Below are 16024 nucleotides of genomic sequence, written 5' to 3' on the forward strand. Positions count from 1 at the left end.
GCCCCTTTGGACGACAGCGTAGGCATATGCTTGCTCAGACACGACGGACGCTCGCCTGAACGCCGGTCAGTCGTGACAGGCAGAAAACGGCCAAGTGCGGACTGACAGATTCCGTGCATTAGCGCGAACCGACGAACTGCTCCGTAACAATCGCGGCACCTAACGACTTTCGTAGATAGGTTGCCGATGCAGGACACAAATGTTTGAACTGGGCGGTTTGACTGATAGCGACCGGCGCTTCACCCCTATCGAAAATTTCATACCCGTTGGCTGTAAAAAATCCAGTCGCGCTATGAGTTAACAAGTGCAACCGAAGCCCCCCCTGGAAGGCAGCATATTGTTCCAGCTCTGACAGCACAGCTTTGCCAAGCCCTTTCCCACGATGCGAATCACTAACGACTAGTGAGCGAAGCAGCATGTCTTGACCAGAACCCTCCAGCCCGCCATACGCAATCCATTTTCCGTCCATCTCAAACGGAAAAACTGCCTACCCGGTTCGCTTAAATCATCAAAGGGCAATGCGGCTTGACTCAGAGCCTCACGGAGCTGACTCAATCCGTTCGCCTCGATTTTAAACATCTGCATTATCAGCGCCTTCTATAGCTCCCAAAGCACTCAACGCTAGCAGACTTAGCCGTTTTGGCCTTGTCGCCGGTCGACACGGTATTGGACCCTTTGGGGTCGATTTCTGCCAGTCATGACAGGCAGAAATCGGCCAGAAGCAATGGGATGGACTCCTCCTCACCTCGGCATCTTGAGTGCCAGACTGAAAGTGCGAACCACAGTCAACCGTGAGAAGGAGTCCACACATGAAGCTTATGCGCATTGGGGTCGATCTGGCCAAGAACGTGTTTCAGATTCACGGCGTGGATCGTCATGAGCAACCAGTCTGGCGGCAGCGTTTACCTCGCGATCGCTGGCTTCAAACGGTGCTGGAGAAGATCGAGCCCGGCTGTGAGATTGGCATGGAAAGTTGTGGCGGTGCCCATCATTGGGCGCGGCAGCTACAGGCACGCGGATTTCATGTGAGGCTGATCGCGCCGCAGTTCGTCAAACCGTACGTCAAGAGCAACAAGAACGATGCCAACGATGCCGAAGCAATCTGTGAAGCGATGAGCCGCCCCAGCATGCGCTTCGTCGCCGTCAAGACCATCGAGCAACAGGATATCCAGGCGACGCATCGCATCCGGGCCGGCTTAATCGAACAGCGAGCGGCCAAAGCGAATCAGATTCGTGGGTTGGTCGCCGAGTACGGCAAGTGCTGGCTAGAAGATGCGGAGAACGATTTGATGGCACGCTTTCGTCGTCTGCTGAATGGCTTGTGGGACGACTTGCGCACACTTGATGAGCGCGTGAATGAACTCGATAGTGAGATATCTGCGATCGCGGCAAGTGAGCCAACGGCCGTCCGTTTGCAACAGCTTCGTGGCGTCGGTCCGATGATTGCCACCGCGCTAGTTGCTGCCATCGGTGATGCCAGTCAGTTTGCCAACGGCCGACAACTGGCCGCCTCGCTAGGGCTGACGCCAAAGCAACACAGCTCTGGTAGCAAGGATCGACTGCCTGGCATCAGCAAGCGTGGGGATGCTTATCTGCGAACGTTGATGGTCCACGGGGCGCGGTCGGCATTGCGCACAGCCAAGTCCAAGGACGATCGACTCAGCCAGTGGGCTGTCCGTTTAGCCGAGCGCTCACATCCCAACGTGGCCGCTATTGCACTAGCCAACAAAACTGCGCGCATGGCATGGGCAATGCTGCGCAACGGCACTGATTACCAACCGGATCGGGCAGCGGCCTGATCCAATCATCCTGGGAGAAGCCCCACACACCACGATTGCGAAGCAACCCGAGCAATGGTAAACCGATCGAACCGGCGTCGGCAAAACCCTCTAATGAGCTACTCAAATGGCTGCACCGTGGCCGAACGATGCTCCATCGATTTTCTAATTAACGAACGTTCATTGCTCAATGCTCTCATCACAGCTGCTGGTGATCATTCAGACTATATGGGCTGTTTCGTCAAAGGCTTTCCGGAGCCAAACAACCTGTCTAACTCTCGCCTGCTTTTATGCGAACACGCTGAAACAGAAAGTGGTCGTATCCTCCTCTACATCTGCCCCGAGTGTGGCGACATTGGGTGTGGTTCCTACTCAGTACATGTTCGCCAAAACGATGACTGCTTTACGTGGGATTCCTTTGCTTACGAGAACGGTTATGAAGAGCCTTTAATCATAGAAGGCGTTGGCCCCTTCACATTTGAGAAGCATGCATATGAGGCGGCTATCAACGATGCGGCGGGGATCTAAAAGGTGATTCAACTGAACTACTAAAGCGGGATCGATTGCAGACCTTTGCAACGGGCAACCATCGGCCATATTGCAACCCTCCCTGACGGGCAGCTACCAGCCGAGGGGCGGTCAGTCTTCGAAAGCCCGTCTCTCCCTTTCCGATAATAGTGCGCGCGCCCGGCAGCAACCTTGACCATTGCGGCTATCATCAATGTCACTGTACTTTTTACGATTAAGCTCAGAAATGGGAAGCGTCACAGCAGTTTGCAGTGTCGTCCAGCCTTCTTGGGGGTGCATCATGAAATGGACTTCGCACTTGGCACTCGCGGCCCTTTATACCACCATCGTCCAAGCTGCGGATGTGTACAAATGCACGACCCCGGATGGTCGTGTGGTTTTCTCGAACTCCGGATGCGGAACCGCGAACGGGAGCGCAGAATTACAAGAGCTGAAAATCAACAACATGGGGGAGCCCATCAAACCATCTCCTGGGCAACGGAAAACCCAAAGCGTGGATCCGGATTCGCCTCATAACTCGCCGACCGTAGTCCAAGATTCCGCCGATGAAGATACAAGGGATGGTCGTATCAAGCGACGCTTAAGGGCTCAGGAGGGGTATCTCGACAGTCTGAAACCGAAAATCCCTGGCGTGACGGTGATCAAGAATAAGGGTAGCGAAACCAATCACGAAAAATCGATGCGTCTGAGAGAAGAGGCTCGAGAACTTTACTACCAACACTAATTGTCTTGAATGACGAGTTTGAATTGATGGTCTTGCGTGACCGGACTTCGCGCGCCGCTCAAGCGCCTATCTAGCGAACAAGTGATACCGCTATTTCGGTCCATGGTCGAAGCAGCTTTTCGTCACAGGCAGCAATCGACCCAAAGCGGACTGTCGCAACAGACTACTTTCGGCCCAGAGTGTGTAAAAACGCTTTGCCAAAATTGAAGTGTGCGCGTCTACGTTAAATCTGAAATTTATCGGCACGTCAGCAGATGTGGATTTCGCGTAGAAGCGCGATTTCCAGTCCAGTATTGAGTACCTGTCGCGCTCAACAACGTTTTTACACTCCCTCGGCCAATAGCGGACGTCTGTTCCAAAGTTCCCCGAAAAGGGCGTAAATCATGGTGAACTCAGTCACAGCGCATGCAGTCTGCGTGACGTTTTTTTCTCACCCAATTGATCGTCAACAGCACACAGGCCGCAATTCCTTGCGACCCGCAGATAAGCCAGATGAGGCCTATGTGGAACAGCGTCCAGGCACTCACGCCCAGTAGCAATGTCAACAATACCCCAAGCAAAAGCAGCGGCAGATGCCGCACAGAGGGAATGTCTTCCAGCGCGTCAGCAAAAATGCTCCAGCATGTCCACTGGGAGAACAACGACAGTACAAGCCATAACAGAATCTTTTCCCAGTTCGTCGTGGACTGTGAGGTGATCAAACTGATCGGCAAAGTGATGACAAACCAAAGAGTAAAGAATACCGTCACGCTTGCAGGCACGGCATAGGCTGGAAGGGCAATGGCTATCTGAATTAACTTGAGTGTTTGCAATCGAGTCATCAAATCACGCACTCCTAGCTAGTCCAGGTCCATGAGTTCGAATCCCATCGCCTCCGCCATCTTATGTACGACAAAGCCCTGATTATTCAGGGCTTTGTCGTTTCTGGGGTTTGAGCGGCGTCCCTGTTTTTTGAAGGTGTTACAAAACTATTTGGTAACCGTTACAAAACTTTCCGCTTTTCTCCCCTCCTATGGCGTCCTGCCAACCATATGTCCCCCAAAATCCTACAGTTCATCGCTCTACCCTCGCCCGACCTTCACGCCTCGATTACTGTACATCCAAACAGCACAAAGCAAAGGCACCCTCCGTGGATCCCCTCGACATCGAAGACACCAGCGACTGGCTTGGATGCCCGACCGAACTGGAAACCATCAAACACTATTCACGCATGCTGGAAAACGAAGTCCAGGAATTGACCTTGCAGCTACGCAAAGCCCGAGAGGACATCTTCGGCCTGGTGCAAATGAACAGTCAGCTGAGCAGCGAAAAGGCGAATCTGAGCCGCGAACTCAAAAAGGCACTCGAAGACGTCGGCAGACTGAACACCGAAACATCAGAGAGAGATCGAACGATCTACAGCTTGCGAATGATTGAGGCTCAGCGGGACAACCTGCTCAGGGAGCGCAACGAGCGTTACCGTCAGTCTCTCAACGAGAAACATCCCTGATGTAAGCCTGCCTGGCACGCAGCCAACGCGATCAGTCCTTGGTCGCCGTCGTCGGTGATGACGACAATTCGTTGAGCATGCGCCGGGGCAAGTCGGGCAGGCGCTCTTCACTGGTACCCGGCTTTGGGCGCGACTGGGTCGAAGAATCCGACCGATCGTCAGAAATGTATGTGCACCACATATCAGTAATTAAGGAGTGACTAGACTCGAACGCGCAACACCTTCTCTGATCACCCCCTGCTGCATTGCAATCCTGGAAAGCAGTAGGTTTTCGGTTCAGATAATTCTCAGTCTAAAAAGGAATATAGATATGGGCATTAATGTTACAAACAACTCATCCCACACCATTGAAGTTGCAATCAATCATTGGGGCAAAGATGGGGATACGAGTTTTTTTTCAATAGCTAGCGGCAATCAGGAAAGCTGGGATCGGTCTGACAGTCGCGGCTTTGTTCTCTCTTTACAAAAAAATGGAGCCCAAAACCCGTATTACGTTCAGGCCAGTAGCAATATTAAAGTCGACAATAACGGAGTCACGGATCAGGGCGAGACTATTTATCCTCTCTCGTAAATAGCAGCCAAGGTGCCTACCGGCACCTTGGCTGTAAAACATAGAACAAACAGCAACTAACTTAGATACCCTTTCAGCGAGAGTTTTCACGCACATACGCCTGACAAACCGCCAGTGCGATCAGTCCTAGGTCGCCGTCGTCGGTGATGGCGACAATTCGTTGAGCATGCGCAGGGTCAAGTCGGGCACTTCCCTGTCAGGACTCACCACAGCGCTGACCCACGCTCAAGGTGGTACGGGGCGAACCGACGGCCTGGCGTGGGGAAAGCTCAAGGGGGCGCTGACTGATCGCTTGATGTATGCCAGTCGTCACATAGGTAATACCCATGCGTTAAGAGTTCACCCATCCGCACTACGATTCTTCGCCCTTGAAACCGTGTGCGGATTACCTGCTCCGCCGCCAGGCGGCCTTGTCACAGCGCATACAGTGACAGCCTAGATTCACTTGCTGCCAGTACGTGACCATTCATCATTCATAGCACCCGCTGTGCTTGCGACTATCAGCGCCACAACACAACCAAGTAACGAGAACACGACAAAAGCACCCATCACATGCAAGTAAGGCAGCACGTTATTCCACGCTCGAGCTACCCCCAGGAAAGCGGCAAATAACCAGCCGCTCATAGAGAGCGCGCCCAATAGGGCAAGGCGAGTGCGGGCGGAGTTGTGTAACAAGACAAAGGGAGCCTTTTGCAGCAGCGGGAAACCGATCCGATGCAACAAAACGCCGTTAAGGCTAAGCAGCGCGACAACACTTACCTTGGCCCAGAGCTTTTGATTGAGCAGATACGCGCTCCCCTCATAGAGGTAACCCTGGAGCACCAGCAGCAAGCCACTCCCCCAAAGAGCCAATAGAGCGAGTGTGACGATTTTTTGAGTTTCTTCGAGATATTCACGCTGCACCTGGCCCAGCACGTCCTTGCGCCAGCTCCATAGCTTTTGGTCAGCCTGTAACACCCTCCCCAGAGCAATACAGGTGGCAATCAGATGACCAAACACGAGTAGCATTTTGAGCATTACCTAGACCTTATTTTTATGTGGGCAATGCACTCCCTCGCACCCTTGATATGAAACTAAATGATACATATTTCTATTTGTATCAACAAGCTGACAGATCAACCACCCATCCGGGGAACCGCCCACTTTCTCGCATGGTGTCCGTGCAATAGCGACACAAATTGGCTACTAGCAAAATGTGTTGCGAACTAGATCTCGCCTGCCTTTCCTTCAGCCCAGCGCTTGCCGAGCTGACGGGCCTGCTCAACACCGAGCACGCCAATGAAGCCAGCCGTTGCGAATGACCAGGCAATGCTGAAGCCGAGCTCTTTCATCGTCAGGCCTACCACCATAATGACCGGACACCGGTGTGTTGTGCGGCGGCACCGAGCCGCGGGCCGATTCCCATATTGCTGTGTGGTAACGGGTAGCTGAAAACAAACAAAGACGACTCGGTCTCTTCTGCGGGGATCCGAAAATAGCTCACTCGGTCGAAGGGACGGATGCTTTGCTGCCCAAGCGGATCAGTTCATTGGAGAAACACAGGCCGGCGATGATCAGTGCCGCTCCCGCGTACAGGCTTTCGCGCGGTACTTCATTGAGCGCCACAAACGCCAGCAGCGCGGCGAACAACGGCTCGGTCAGCTCCAGCGCTTGCACTTGGGATGGCTTGAGATACTCGATGGCCTTGGTGGTGCAGAAGAAGCCCAGGATTGTCGGCAGCGCGGCCAGCGCCAGCAGTGCGGCGATCGCCAGTGGCGACAGCTCGCCGATCGCGAAACCATCGGCCGCAGCTGGCATCAGCAGGTACAGGCTGCCAAAGAACAACAATTGCCGGGTGAAGTGCAGCCCCCCCGACACACCCATCCGCTTCATGGCAACCGAAAAGGCCCCATAGCCGCAGCCGGCCATGGAGGCGAGCGCGGCACCTTGCAGGGTAAAGCCCTGCTGCAAGTCGCCGCCGAAGATCACCGAGATCCCAGCGATAGCCAGTGCGGCGCCAACGGTAGCGTTCGCGGTGATGGCATCCTTGAGGAAAATGCGCCCCAGAATGATCGAGGAAATTGAGGCACTGGCCATCAGCACCACCACCACACCTGCCGCAGCGTAGTGCCGGTAGGAGGATGTTTCGAAATGGAACAGCACAAAGATGCCAAGGAATGCGCAGATAGCCGCCTGAGTCCATTTGGTCGACGTCGCCGGGCGCTTGAGGAAAAACAGTAAGATCGAGAGAAGCACGCAACCCAGTACGGTCTTGATGACAGCGACACTGCTGGCGGTGAAACCATTAATCATGAGTACTTTGCTGAGTACACCGATCGTTGCGTTCAGTGCTGCAGCGGAGAGTGCAAATATGACGCCTTTGCTGAAAGTAGATTGCATTGATGACGATCCCTGTCGCTGAATTGTCGTTCGATAGAATGCCGCCCTACATCGACGGCGCAAAGTTTGAGGGTACGAAGATCCCGCCAACCCCAGTATTTATTGTGGCATAACGACTTTGTCGCCCCCAAGGGAGAAGTCAGAGAGCCTAGCCTTTGGCTATGCAATATGAGTTGACGAACGTTGCAGTGTGCTGCAAAGACTGACGTATATCCGGTTTGGCTATTCCATGCCTGTTGGCAAATTGCTCGACCGCCGCAGTATCAAAACGAGTGGTCTGGATAAAGTCCAAGGCTTCGGGTTTTGTATTCAAAAACCGCGCGACGGGAGGAATACTCAGTAGCAACTTCAGCAGTCGGAGTGAAATGTAATGCTTGGGAGACTTTAAGCCCAAAGGTTGTGCCACCTGTACCAGGAGTTCTCGCAAGTTAGGCGTTTGGTCATCAAGCGCCAGCAGTTCCTGGCCCACCATGGCAGGATCAAAAGCACAAACCGCCACCAGCTCAACCAGATAATCCACGGTGACCAGTGGCAGCCAGTGCTCGGCGGTACCGGGCACTGCAGTCAGCTTTCCCTGCACAAGGTTGCATATCAGCTCCACCAGCGGCTGACCGTCAAGGATATGCCCCGTGCGGCTGTGGCCACAGACCGTCGCGGGGTGGACAACGGTAATCTCCCCGCCCTTGGCGGACATGACCTCCAGGGTCGCAAAATGCGCCTCCAGCTTGCTCCCCTCGTAACCACCGACCTGTTGGTAGACGGCAGGCCAATTCGTCAGCTCCGGATAACGAGGATCAATTCCGATGCGTTGCAGATGTTCATGATTTTTCAGCATGTAGCCGCCGATCATCACTAACCGGCTTTTTTGCTCAGCCGCCAACAGCGCCACGCGCTTTGCCCCTTCCACATTCACCGCACGAGAATGCTCCACTGAAAGCCCCCATGCGAAGTGGGCGCCCAGGTGGAATACGACTCTGGCGTGCCTTAGCACTTCTCTATCAGCAAGACTCAGCCCGAGGTTGTCCCGTTCCAGATCGCCAGCTACGGCAAATACCCGGGTTGCGCACCCTCCCAAATTATCGACTTGCTCCCGCAGTGCAGCTAGTCGCTCTGGGCGACGCATCAACACCCGAATGGTGTGACCTTTTGCGCTCAGGTACGCCACCAAATGTTGACCGACGAAGCCGGTACCCCCCGTGACAAAGCACTCCACGCTCATTTCCCTGTTCCTTGTTTAAGGTGAGAAATCAAGCGTAAACTATCGACCCAACTCTATAGTCAAGCGGTGTTTTCATGAAAATCGGCGAACTCGAGGCCCGCAGCGGCGCCAGCCGCCATACGCTGCGTTACTACGAGCAAATCGGCCTGATCTCATCGCTGCGGCAAACGAACAACTATCGCGTTTACACAGCGCAAACTCTGCAGGATCTGGACTTTATCCAGCGCGCGCAAAGCATGGGTTTTTCCCTGGGGGAAATAGGCGAGATTCTGGATGCGCAGCGGAACAAGCTGATCGATTGTGCTGACGGCGCTAAGCTAATTGAAAAGAAGATGGCAGAAATCAAACAGAAAATCGCCAACCTCCAAAGCATTTATCGGTATCTGGATGAAGAGCGTGCCAACCTCGAAGCCAGTGCTGCCAAGCAACTTGAGCTTCAGCAGTTGAACAACTCTTCAAACTGAACTGTCAGCATCCGGGAAACGGAAGCTGCAGCCTGCTTCCAGTTTCACGCCCATCACTTACGCATTTTTTAAACTCTTGTGGCCAGGTCCCAGACAGTAAGCGTCCGCCCAAAGACCTTGCGTGATTAAACGGACGCCCATCTATGCGGCAGCAACTCGATAATCTCGCTCGGCCGCTGCAAGTGAATTGCTCCGGATTTGCTAGACACATGATGTCTGCTTTGGGTCAGGGCCTGGAGCCCGCGTCCATTTCGCAGGCCCGGGTCAGTGCTTGCGTATCGATATACTCCCGGATGTTCGTCAGCTTGCCATTGCGAACAGTGATGGCGAAGACAAAATGGTCCTCAAACGTCCTGTTCGTGGCTTTGACTTTCCCCGTAGCAAAGCCGACGACCAGAACCCGGTTTCCCTGCGCTACGAACTCGGGGGGCTGCGGGGAGGAAACTTCCATCTCTGCGCAAGCCTTCTGAAGCACGTTTGCCAATCCCGCGTGCCCGCGGTGCGTGCCGGCCAGCGGCCAACCCTCTCCCGGAATGATCCACTCGATATCTTCGGCAGACAACGCCAGCAGACCTTGCCTATCGCCGCCACCCATTGCTGCAAAAAAGTCCTTCACAATCTGGATATTCTCTTGATTGCTCATAAAGACTTCTCCATTGCTCTTACAGAGGATCGCGTAGTGTCCGTCATTCAGCCGGGGACGAGGCCGAGTTGTTGCTGCATCGCAGAAGCCTCGTTGTAGCAATGGAAAGATTTGACCTTCCCGCCCTCAAGGTGGAAAACATCGCATGACGGGACATCTATCTTCTTGCCCGTGGGAGTTCGTATAAGTTGTGGCCAGGACCGCATCAACATTTACGATCGCGATTCATCAGCCGAACTTGACCAAGTCCTTGAAGATCAGTTGACCCCAGGTATTTCCGCGCGCTTGCACAAGCAGTCCACCTTCCGAAAGCCCGCCCAGTTTGATCGGCGAGAAACCGAGATTTTCTGCAAGCGCACCAACATCCGCTGCGGCGCCGTCATCGTCGCTCGCCAGGAACACGACTCTCCTGCCACCCTGTACGGCCGGATCCTGGCCAAGGACGGCAGCGCCCAAATGGTTGAAGCCCTTGACCAGTCGTCCACCAGTAAAGGCCTGCGCGACGACTCTGGAAGATGGCTCTCCTCCCAGTTCTTCAGGGGACACGCCGTAGGCATTGGTCACATCGATGATGGTCTTCCCCTTCCAGCTCGGCAACGCCTTAGCGACATCCGGGTGCGACTCGAAACGGACAGCCAAAAAGACGATGTCCGCCTTGACCGCGTCCGCCAGGTTTTTGGGAATGATCTGAGGTCCGATCGCTGCTGCGACGGATGCAAAGCTTTCCGGGGCGCGCGTGGTTGCAACGGCTACTTCGATGCCGTTGCGGGCAAACGCCTTGGCCAGGGCCTGGCCGATATTGCCGAAGCCGATAATTGCGTAGCTCATATATTCTCCTCAGGTTTACCACGCCCGGCGGCGCCAAATAGCGGGCCGGGCGTGGCGAGTCAGATTTGCGCCAGGCCGCCGTCGACGGCGACCTCGCTGGCGGTCATGAAGCTGCTGTCCTGCGACGCAAGAAAGGCAGCCACCGCTCCGATCTCCGCCGGATCGGCCATGCGCTGGAGCGGATTCATCGAGGCGAAGACCTTCATGCCCTCCTCGCCTAGCGCGGCCTTCGCGAGTTCGGTCGCCGTCGGCCCGGGCGACAGTACGTTTACCCGGATGCCGGTGCCCTTCAGGTCCTCCGCCCAGGTCCGCGCGAGGTTGCGCACTGCCGCCTTGCTCGCGCTGTAGACGCTGAATGCCGGGGCGCCCGTGGTGCCGGCGCTCGATCCGGTCAGGATGATCGAACCGCCCTGGCCCATCAGTGGCAACGCCTTCTGGACCGTGAAGATCGTGCCCTTCACATTGGTTTCGAAGGTTTCGTCAATGTGCTCGGCAGTGAGCTTGCCGAGCGGAAGCGGGCCTCCCGCCCCGGCATTGGCGAAAACGATGTCGAGGGTTCCGCGCTCGGCCTTCACCGCCGCGTAGAGTCGGTCGAGGTCGGCCTCATCGGAGACCGAGCCCTTGACCGCACGGGCATTGGGCCCAAGTTCGGCGACAGCGGCGTCAAGCGCTTCCTGCCGGCGGCCAAAGATGAAGACGAAGGCGCCCTCCTCGATGAAGCGTTTTGCCGCGGCGAGGCCGATGCCCGTAGCGCCACCGGTGATCACAGCGGTCTTTCCATTCAGTCTGGTCATGTCGTGCATCCTTCCTAAGCGTTGTATGGAAGCAGGGAGCTGCTTGCTTGAGAACGACTATGCGGTTCTAATAACCTAACGACAAGTATGCACTTTTAGGTAAGTACCCAATATGACCACACCTTCTGAAACCTGCGACCCCGGCTGCGGGCTCAACGCCACGCTGCGCATCATCTCGGGCAAGTGGAAACCACTGGTCCTGTTTTTCCTGCGCGACGGCACGAAGCGCTACGGCGAACTCAAACGTTTGATCCCGGGCGTGAGCGACAAGGTACTGATCCAGCAATTGAAGGATCTGGAAGCCGACCGCGTGCTGGCACGGAACGACTACAAGGAAGTGCCGCCGCGCGTGGATTACGCGCTGACCCCGCTCGGTCGCAGCCTGGCTGACGCGATCATCCCGCTGTGCACCTGGGGAACCGAGAACATGGCGGAAATGGCAAGCATCTTCGCCGAGCGCGACACGTTGCCCTAGCAGTATGCTGAAGAACCACTGAGTCGAACGCCCTCCGCATTCCGATCCGCGGCAGGGTATCGATGGAAAACCGGTACAAAGGCCGTCAGCGATGCCAGCAGTGCGATCAGACGTGCCGTGGGTTTCATTGACCCGGGAGCTCAAGGCTTTTGAGAAAGCCTGCGACCAGCGCGTTGAACACTTCGCCTTGATCGTCATGTACATAGTGACTGGCGCCTGCGACCTCCGCCGTCCGGACGTGCGGATTGCTGGCGCTCATCGCCTGCAGCGTCGAGGGCGGCAGAAAGTCCGAGCGGCCGCCGCGAATGAACAGGGTCGGGCAATCCAGCGCGCGCACCGCAGGCCACAGGTCTGTCGGCTCGATACTCAGGCGCGCCTGGGCAATACCCTGTTGATCGTGGCGCCAGGTAATCACGCCCTCGCTCTCTTTCATCGAATGAGCGAGCCTTGACGCCAGGCCCTGCTCCGACAAGCCCGAACGCGAAGCCTGCCAGAATGCGCGGGCCGCCTCCCAACTCTCGAACTGCAAAGGCGTCTGGCTCATCTCGCGACGAATGCGTGCGGCACCATCGCCCTGGCTTGAAGAGCCGGGACCGATGTCCTCAATCATCAAGCCAATCAACCGTCGCGGATTTTGCCGCGCAAATTCAAGGGCGTTGGCGCCCCCTAATGAGTGCCCCAGCAATACAAAACGCGACAAGCCAACATGGGCTACAAGGTCTTCAAGGTCCTCGACATACGACTGCGTGTGGTAACTGTCGGGCGAGGCCCAATCACTCAGTCCTCGACCGCGCTGGTCCAAGGCATAGATGCAGTAGCCCGCTCCCAGAGATTGCACCAGCGATTCCCAGGTTTGTGCGTAGGCCCGCAAGCCATGCAATAGCACCAAGGGCACGCCGGTCGACTCACCCCAGCGCAAAAAGTGCAGGCGCAAGCCCGAACGGTTGGTAAAGAAACAGCTGTCAGGAGGCATCGGTGGGTTCCTTTATGCGTGGCTTCGACCGATCTGGAAACGATCAAACCGATAGGGGCTTGGATCAATGATCGGCGCATGACCGCTGACAAGATCCGCTGCGAGGTGACCTGCCGCCGGCGACGTGCCGAAACCGTGCCCAGAGAAGCCGGTGGCCACGGTCAGCCCCGGAATCTGCGCGACCGGCCCAATGACAGGATTCGAATCGGGTGTGACATCAATAGTGCCTGCCCAGGCCTGGGCGATCCGCGCCTGTTCAAACACCGGCCAGGCCGCAATGAGGTTGTTCATTGCATCGTTATTGAGCCGCGGGTTGGCGGCCGGGTCCTGCATCCTGACGCGTTCAAATGGGCTGACGCTGTCGGGTTTCCAACGCCGGGCAAGCGCCAGGTCATTGAAAAAAGGTTTGCCCAACGACACGTTCAAGACGCTGCGTTGCGCACGGAACTGCGGCATATATTGCTTGGCGAGCAACAGGTGATCGAGTGTCAGGAAGGCATCCAGTTTGCCGCGCTGGGTAATGATGAAGCCGCCGTCCTTGTGCTTGCGAAACGAAAAGTCAGGTGCGCCGACAGCAATTTCCGTCGGCCCTTCCATTGAGCGAGTACGTAGCACCGAACAGGTCAAGGGCAAGGTCGGCAACGACACACCGAGGTTGCCCAGAAAGCGCCGTGACCACATCCCCCCTGCGAGCAGCACATGATCACAGCGAATCTCACCTCTCTCCGTGACCACGCCACTGACCACACCGGCGGACATCTGCAGCGTCCGGACCGCGCACTGCTCGATAATCACCACCCCCATGTCCAGGGCTGCCTTGGCGATGGCGCTGCTTGCCAGCGTCGGTTCGGCACGCGCATCGGATGGCGTGAAGATGCCGCCGGCCCAGTCACCCACGCCGCCTGGCACCAGCTCGCCAATTTCACGTTTGCTGAGCAGCCGTGAGTCCAGTGACAAATGCTCCACCGACTTGAGCCATCCCTCATGCATCGCCATCTGCGATGGGGTTCGGCCCACGAACATGATGCCCTCCTGGCGATACCCGACATCCGCCCCTACCCGCTCAGGCATCTTCGCCCACAAACGGTCCGCGGCGAGGGCCAGGGGAATATCAGCCGCGTGGCGGCTGGTCTTGCGTACCCAGCCCAGGTTGCGTGACGACTGCTCACCAGCGATATGGCCTTTTTCCAGCACGACCACCGAGATATTGCGTTCGGCCAATGTCAAAGCAGCGGTCAGACCGATAATCCCGCCGCCAATGATGACGACAGAGGTTGCGGAGGGAAACACGGTAGACGTTTTCACGGGCGCTATTGTGGGTGCCATGATCAAGACTCGGTAAGCGAATGAAGTAGGCCGCACCTGCGCACGGCCGCGTGACGGTTACTGCGACAGGCGAATAACTTCAACGTGCGCCTTCGACGCATTGCGATACGCCGTCACTTCCAGCTCAACCTTGTAGACCGTCGACCCCAAGGGCGGACAGGTGACGGTGCTGGCCGGGTCAACGCCGCGAAACTTTTCGCCGATCAGGGCCATCACGGCCGGTACATCCTTGGGGTCCTGGATGAACACCCGCGAACACACCACGTCCGCCAGGCTCGCATCGACCGCCGCCAGGGCCGCCTCGATGTTGGCAAACACCTGGTGCGTCTGCTCGAGGATATCTTCCGGAATCACTTTGGTCTGCGGGTTGCGGCCTGCGGTGTTGGATACGTAGATCCAGTTGTCCACGACCACCAGGCGCGAATAGCTGGCCTGGTCTTCAAACGGGGAACCTGTCTTGAGCTTGATGATGTTTGTCATGTGGAATGCCTCTTCAGAATAAGGAATGGATGGCTTAACGCAGAACCGGGGTTTCCCAAAGGTTCAAGGTGACGCCGATGCCTTTTTCGATGGCGTTGCGGTACACCACCGTGCCCCAGGCCACGTCTTCCACGGGCATGCCGCCCACCGACATGATGATGATTTCTTCATCGTTCCTACGGCCTTGCGCAGCCCCGGCAATGATCTTGCCGATGTCCTCAACTTCATCGAGTCGCATCTTGCCTTCGGCAATCATGTCCATGAAACGCACGCCAATCACCGGCACGCAGTGATGCGCAGGCTTGGGCAGTTCTTCAAACCAGGCTTGGTAGAGACCGGTGTTGTCCAGCACCTTGCGTACGTCACGCTGTTCCATCCCGTCGTCAAGGGAGCAGCAGGCAGGCATCGCCAGGAAGGCACCTGGCTTGACCCATTCGCGCTTCACAATTGGGTAGGTCGTGGGATCGCCCGTCTCACCGGAGCTACAATAAGTAACAAGGTCGGAGTCGCGGACCACCGCTTCAAGGGTGTCGACCACTTCGATCGTGGTTATCTGCGGATAGGTTTCCTTGACCCAGGCGATAAAGTTATCGAGGCTCTTCTGGCCACGACCTTTGATCTTCAGTGTGTCGATATGTGGGCATACCGCGATGAATGCCGCCAGCGTGGTCTTGCCCATCACACCCGGGCCGAGCAGGCCGACGACTTTCGAGTCCTTGCGTGCCAAATGGCGCGCGCCCACGCCGGGAACCGCACCGGTGCGGTACGCGGACAGCAGGTTGGCCGACATATGGGCCAGCGGCGCGCCGGTGTCGGGGTCGTTCAAGGTAAACATCAGAATCGAGCGCGGCAGGCCTTTTTCGCGGTTGGCGATATTGGAGCCGTACCACTTCACGCCTGCGGTGCAAAAGCTGCCGCCCAGGTAGGCAGGCATGGCCATCATGCGTCGGTCAGCCGTGGGCTTGGGCATGTTCGGGAAGGGTGAATCCTGCGGGAAGATCACCATCGCGCCATGGGAGTCATTGTTCGGACCGGCCATGCGATAGTCACCGGCATAGAGCAGGCCGAACATCTCCTCCATGGTGTTCACGCATGCCAGCATGTCAGTCACGCCCGCGCGGATCATGTCCTGCTCGGAGAGGTAGATGAAGTCGATTTTTGTAGTTGTAGACATAGTTGTTCTCGGGCTGAAGGTGATATCGCTGCGGTAGGCGCAGCTCCACGCTGTCGACCTCGAGTATCAGGGCGCGTTTTTCGGCGGTATTGTAAATTTCGGACATGCCCGATTGGCCGGCGCACAATAGTTGGCGTGATTAATGCGTGAAAACTTCCGTATCGCTGCTCATCGAAGGT

General features: G+C 56.4%; 20 protein-coding genes and 1 pseudogene. 7 read left to right on the forward strand and 14 right to left on the reverse strand.

The features are described 5' to 3' along the window. Positions 1–118: 118 nt before the first annotated feature. Entirely contained in the window at positions 119–469 is a 351-nt protein-coding gene (locus PSH64_RS18110) for a GNAT family N-acetyltransferase (protein ID WP_370694451.1), read from the reverse strand. A 340-nt stretch (positions 470–809) separates the two neighbouring features. Between PSH64_RS18110 and PSH64_RS18115 the strand changes: the two genes are divergently transcribed. The 3 genes from PSH64_RS18115 to PSH64_RS18125 all read left to right on the forward strand — a co-directional run bounded on the left by PSH64_RS18115 (position 810) and on the right by PSH64_RS18125 (position 3030). Continuing rightward, a complete protein-coding gene (locus PSH64_RS18115) occupies positions 810–1799 on the forward strand; it encodes an IS110 family transposase (protein WP_305478067.1) in 990 nt (329 codons plus the stop codon). 93 nt (positions 1800–1892) lie between these two features. Beyond that, positions 1893–2306 (forward strand): hypothetical protein, encoded by a 414-nt coding sequence (locus tag PSH64_RS18120; protein WP_305478068.1) that lies wholly within the window; start codon positions 1893–1895, stop codon positions 2304–2306. Between the two features lie 280 nt (positions 2307–2586). Next, entirely contained in the window at positions 2587–3030 is a 444-nt protein-coding gene (locus PSH64_RS18125; RefSeq protein WP_305478069.1) for a DUF4124 domain-containing protein, read from the forward strand. Positions 3031–3422: 392 nt separating this feature from the next. Here the strand turns inward: PSH64_RS18125 and PSH64_RS18130 are convergent, their stop codons facing one another. Continuing rightward, on the reverse strand, positions 3423–3851 hold the full coding sequence (locus PSH64_RS18130) for a hypothetical protein (RefSeq protein WP_305478070.1): 429 nt from the start codon (positions 3849–3851) through the stop codon (positions 3423–3425). Positions 3852–4159: 308 nt separating this feature from the next. Here PSH64_RS18130 and PSH64_RS18135 point away from each other — a divergent pair, with 308 nt between their 5' ends. Next, complete coding sequence (locus PSH64_RS18135; RefSeq protein WP_305478071.1) at positions 4160–4519, forward strand: hypothetical protein; 360 nt, start codon at positions 4160–4162, stop codon at positions 4517–4519. A 310-nt stretch (positions 4520–4829) separates the two neighbouring features. Beyond that, on the forward strand, positions 4830–5090 hold the full coding sequence (locus PSH64_RS18140) for a hypothetical protein (RefSeq protein WP_105341270.1): 261 nt from the start codon (positions 4830–4832) through the stop codon (positions 5088–5090). A 73-nt stretch (positions 5091–5163) separates the two neighbouring features. Here the strand turns inward: PSH64_RS18140 and PSH64_RS18145 are convergent. The 5 genes and pseudogenes from PSH64_RS18145 to PSH64_RS18165 all read right to left on the reverse strand — a co-directional run. After that, a pseudogene (locus tag PSH64_RS18145) lies at positions 5164–5277 on the reverse strand (lysis protein); the annotation flags it as partial. A 254-nt stretch (positions 5278–5531) separates the two neighbouring features. Then, positions 5532–6107 (reverse strand): hypothetical protein, encoded by a 576-nt coding sequence (locus tag PSH64_RS18150; protein WP_305478072.1) that lies wholly within the window; start codon positions 6105–6107, stop codon positions 5532–5534. Between the two features lie 188 nt (positions 6108–6295). After that, positions 6296–6421 carry a hypothetical protein gene (locus PSH64_RS18155; RefSeq protein ID WP_305478073.1) on the reverse strand — a complete coding sequence of 42 codons (126 nt, stop codon included), beginning with the start codon at positions 6419–6421 and terminating at the stop codon, positions 6296–6298. 148 nt (positions 6422–6569) lie between these two features. Continuing rightward, the gene (locus tag PSH64_RS18160) at positions 6570–7469 is read right to left on the reverse strand and encodes a DMT family transporter (RefSeq protein ID WP_305478074.1); all 900 of its coding nucleotides are present in this window, start codon (positions 7467–7469) and stop codon (positions 6570–6572) included. 148 nt (positions 7470–7617) lie between these two features. Then, positions 7618–8688 carry an SDR family oxidoreductase gene (locus tag PSH64_RS18165; protein ID WP_305478076.1) on the reverse strand — a complete coding sequence of 357 codons (1071 nt, stop codon included), beginning with the start codon at positions 8686–8688 and terminating at the stop codon, positions 7618–7620. Between the two features lie 74 nt (positions 8689–8762). Here PSH64_RS18165 and PSH64_RS18170 point away from each other — a divergent pair, with 74 nt between their 5' ends. After that, entirely contained in the window at positions 8763–9152 is a 390-nt protein-coding gene (locus tag PSH64_RS18170; protein WP_019582817.1) for a MerR family transcriptional regulator, read from the forward strand. A 226-nt stretch (positions 9153–9378) separates the two neighbouring features. Here PSH64_RS18170 and PSH64_RS18175 read toward each other — a convergent pair whose 3' ends face one another. The 3 genes from PSH64_RS18175 to PSH64_RS18185 all read right to left on the reverse strand — a co-directional run bounded on the left by PSH64_RS18175 (position 9379) and on the right by PSH64_RS18185 (position 11417). Beyond that, positions 9379–9795: a nuclear transport factor 2 family protein gene (locus PSH64_RS18175; RefSeq protein WP_305478077.1), complete on the reverse strand. Its 417-nt coding sequence runs from the start codon at positions 9793–9795 to the stop codon at positions 9379–9381. Positions 9796–10023: 228 nt separating this feature from the next. Beyond that, on the reverse strand, positions 10024–10623 hold the full coding sequence (locus PSH64_RS18180; RefSeq protein WP_305478078.1) for an NADPH-dependent F420 reductase: 600 nt from the start codon (positions 10621–10623) through the stop codon (positions 10024–10026). Between the two features lie 59 nt (positions 10624–10682). Then, a complete protein-coding gene (locus PSH64_RS18185; protein ID WP_018930253.1) occupies positions 10683–11417 on the reverse strand; it encodes an SDR family NAD(P)-dependent oxidoreductase in 735 nt (244 codons plus the stop codon). A 112-nt stretch (positions 11418–11529) separates the two neighbouring features. Between PSH64_RS18185 and PSH64_RS18190 the strand changes: the two genes are divergently transcribed. Next, positions 11530–11892, forward strand: a complete 363-nt coding sequence (locus PSH64_RS18190) for a helix-turn-helix domain-containing protein (RefSeq protein WP_105341290.1) — start codon at positions 11530–11532, stop codon at positions 11890–11892. Between the two features lie 124 nt (positions 11893–12016). Here the strand turns inward: PSH64_RS18190 and PSH64_RS18195 are convergent, their stop codons facing one another. From PSH64_RS18195 to PSH64_RS18210, 4 genes are read right to left on the reverse strand one after another with little or no spacing between them, the layout of a single operon-like run. Continuing rightward, positions 12017–12865, reverse strand: a complete 849-nt coding sequence (locus tag PSH64_RS18195; RefSeq protein WP_305478080.1) for an alpha/beta fold hydrolase — start codon at positions 12863–12865, stop codon at positions 12017–12019. A 12-nt stretch (positions 12866–12877) separates the two neighbouring features. Then, positions 12878–14191, reverse strand: a complete 1314-nt coding sequence (locus tag PSH64_RS18200; RefSeq protein ID WP_305478082.1) for an FAD-binding oxidoreductase — start codon at positions 14189–14191, stop codon at positions 12878–12880. A 57-nt stretch (positions 14192–14248) separates the two neighbouring features. Then, positions 14249–14671: a RidA family protein gene (locus PSH64_RS18205; RefSeq protein WP_105341296.1), complete on the reverse strand. Its 423-nt coding sequence runs from the start codon at positions 14669–14671 to the stop codon at positions 14249–14251. 34 nt (positions 14672–14705) lie between these two features. Next, the gene (locus PSH64_RS18210) at positions 14706–15845 is read right to left on the reverse strand and encodes a tyramine oxidase subunit B (RefSeq protein ID WP_305478083.1); all 1140 of its coding nucleotides are present in this window, start codon (positions 15843–15845) and stop codon (positions 14706–14708) included. Positions 15846–16024: the final 179 nt, after the last annotated feature.

Origin of the sequence: Pseudomonas sp. FP1742 (genome assembly GCF_030687145.1) — a bacterium.
GTDB lineage: Bacteria > Pseudomonadota > Gammaproteobacteria > Pseudomonadales > Pseudomonadaceae > Aquipseudomonas > Aquipseudomonas frederiksbergensis_D.